The organism is Chamaesiphon sp. GL140_3_metabinner_50, from assembly GCF_025361915.1.
GTDB lineage: Bacteria > Cyanobacteriota > Cyanobacteriia > Cyanobacteriales > Chamaesiphonaceae > Chamaesiphon.
Map to the genome: position 1 here is coordinate 1 of NZ_JANYJC010000271.1, position 2,077 is coordinate 2,077.

General features: G+C 45.3%; 3 protein-coding genes. 1 reads left to right on the forward strand and 2 read right to left on the reverse strand.

The features are described from left to right. Nucleotides 1-203 precede the first annotated feature (203 nt). Together Q0R35_RS13455 and Q0R35_RS13460 are read right to left on the reverse strand one after the other, a co-directional pair. Nucleotides 204-554 carry a DUF5615 family PIN-like protein gene (locus tag Q0R35_RS13455; protein WP_295619036.1) on the reverse strand — a complete coding sequence of 117 codons (351 nt, stop codon included), beginning with the start codon at nt 552-554 and terminating at the stop codon, nt 204-206. Beyond that, a complete protein-coding gene (locus Q0R35_RS13460) occupies nt 555-857 on the reverse strand; it encodes a DUF433 domain-containing protein (protein WP_366944891.1) in 303 nt (100 codons plus the stop codon). Nucleotides 858-1,049: 192 nt separating this feature from the next. Between Q0R35_RS13460 and Q0R35_RS13465 the strand changes: the two genes are divergently transcribed. Beyond that, nucleotides 1,050-1,982, forward strand: coding sequence for a phosphoribulokinase (locus Q0R35_RS13465; protein ID WP_295619043.1), 933 nt, complete (start codon nt 1,050-1,052; stop codon nt 1,980-1,982). Nucleotides 1,983-2,077 lie beyond the last annotated feature (95 nt).

The window sequence follows — 2,077 nt, forward strand, 5'->3', positions numbered from 1 at the left end:
CTCGATCTTTAAAATTCTCACCAATAGCGAATCGCCTTACTACAGTCTCCGCTATCGCGTCAACGACCAAATTCTGCTCCGAGGCTCCACCAATCTCTTCGGCGAAAATCGCGCCATCGTCGAATTCGAGCAGCGATTTTAGGTTGGTTAATGGTTGGGTATGCCCTAGTTTCATTCTTCAACCCAACCTACAGATCCTTGTACTATTTATCAGCACGATTCACACGAATTAACTCGCCTTCTAAAGATTCTTTGTTTCCTAATGCTATGTCGATTCGATCTACCAAGTTATCTCGATCTTCTTTACATCGAGTGCTGATACAAATTACAATGCCACGATGATTATTATCGCGCTTGTGAAGATTTTTAAAATCGTTGTAATTCAGGGTAATAACTGCTCTATTTTCGGCGATTGCAAATGTTAATACGTCCTCATCAGGAATTCCCTGATTCGCATTGCCAGCTTCTAAGGCAGTTAAAACATCATATCCTTTCTCTCTAAGTTTTTTGACAACAGGAAGTTCAAAGTTCTCATCGGCATACAGTCTAACCATTTAGTCCGCCTCATTAACAGCAATTTCTTGCTCGATTTCATCGGGAAATGTTTCAGCGTACAGCCAAGCATTCAGGAGATCGGTTTGTGTTAAATCGAGATGTGCTTCTAATATATCTAAATCGCTGGTTCCCATTTGGTGAGACTGAAATAAACTCCAGACTGGAATTCGCGTGTTTCTAATTCGAGCCGCACCACCGACAACTTTAGGCGTTTTATTGATTCCATCTAGTAGCTGAATAATTTCAGTTTTTTCTGATGGTGATAAGGTCAGGAGTTCTTGACGAAGTTTTTTAGTAATCATACTTTTTACTTTAGTACTAGAGTAGACTGAAAATTCGATCGGTAGCGTTATACGATATGGCATCTAACAATAGTCCAAATTTAACATATCCTCAACAGCAGCTTGGCGATGCTCCCGTGGAGACGCTTTGCGATCGAGAATCGAGTAAGTAGCCAGTCAGAAGTAAAATAGATCGACACTCAGATTAACACCATGAGCCACCGTCCCATCATTCTTGGCATCGTCGGCGATAGCGCGGCGGGTAAAACCACCCTGACTAAAGGCATCGCTCAAATTCTCGGCACCGAAAATGTGACAGTCATCGGTACGGATGACTATCATCGTTACGATCGCCAGCAGCGCGCCGAAATGAATATTACCGCTCTTCATCCCGACTGCAACTATCTCGATATCATGCAGCAGCATCTAGCACTGCTCCGCAGCGGACAACCTATCCTCAAGCCGATTTACAACCACACGACAGGTACCTTCGATCCATCGCAATACATCAAACCAAATCGGTTTGTCGTCGTCGAAGGATTGCTCGGTTATTCTACTCCCGCACTGCGCGATTGCTTTGATGTTAAAGTCTATCTCGCGCCGCCAGAAAAATTACGCACGGAGTGGAAAATCAAACGCGATACCCTCAAACGCGGCTACACCGAAGCCCAAGTATTAACCGAACTCCAAAAACGCGAACCCGACTCAGATCGTTTTATTCGTCCCCAACGACAATGGGCAGATGTAATTGCCAGCTTTTATCCACCCATCGATAGTACAGGTGAAGGCGACCCCTTATTAAACGTCAGACTGGTGCTGCGTCCGACGATTCCTCACCCCGATTTAAGTGAAATTATCGATCGCGACTATAGCGATCTCTACCCTACCATCCGGCTCACGCTCGATCGCGATATGGGCAAACCAGTCGATGTTTTAGAAGTCGATAGCCATGCTACAGCCGATCGCATCAACATTCTAGAACAGATGATTTGTGCCGACATGCCCGATCTCCACACCGTCTGCAACCGCGAAGTCAACCCCAATCTCGGCAACATTATCGGAACCACAGGCGAAATTCTCCAAAGCTACCCCCTCGCCCTCACCCAGCTCTTAATTACCTACTACATGCTCAAAGCCACTCAATGAAGGTTTTAGGTTTTAGGTCTTGGGGAATAGTGGATAGTGATTAGAAGTAATTGCATCTCGTCCCCCGTCTCCCCCTCTTACTTCTTACTTCTTAC

Coding starts and splice junctions, on each gene's coding strand:
- Q0R35_RS13455 (WP_295619036.1), bottom strand. CDS start 554: ATGGTTAGACTGTATGCCGATGAGAACTTTGAACTTCCTGTTGTCAAA.
- Q0R35_RS13460 (WP_366944891.1), bottom strand. CDS start 857: ATGATTACTAAAAAACTTCGTCAAGAACTCCTGACCTTATCACCATCA.
- Q0R35_RS13465 (WP_295619043.1), top strand. CDS start 1,050: ATGAGCCACCGTCCCATCATTCTTGGCATCGTCGGCGATAGCGCGGCG.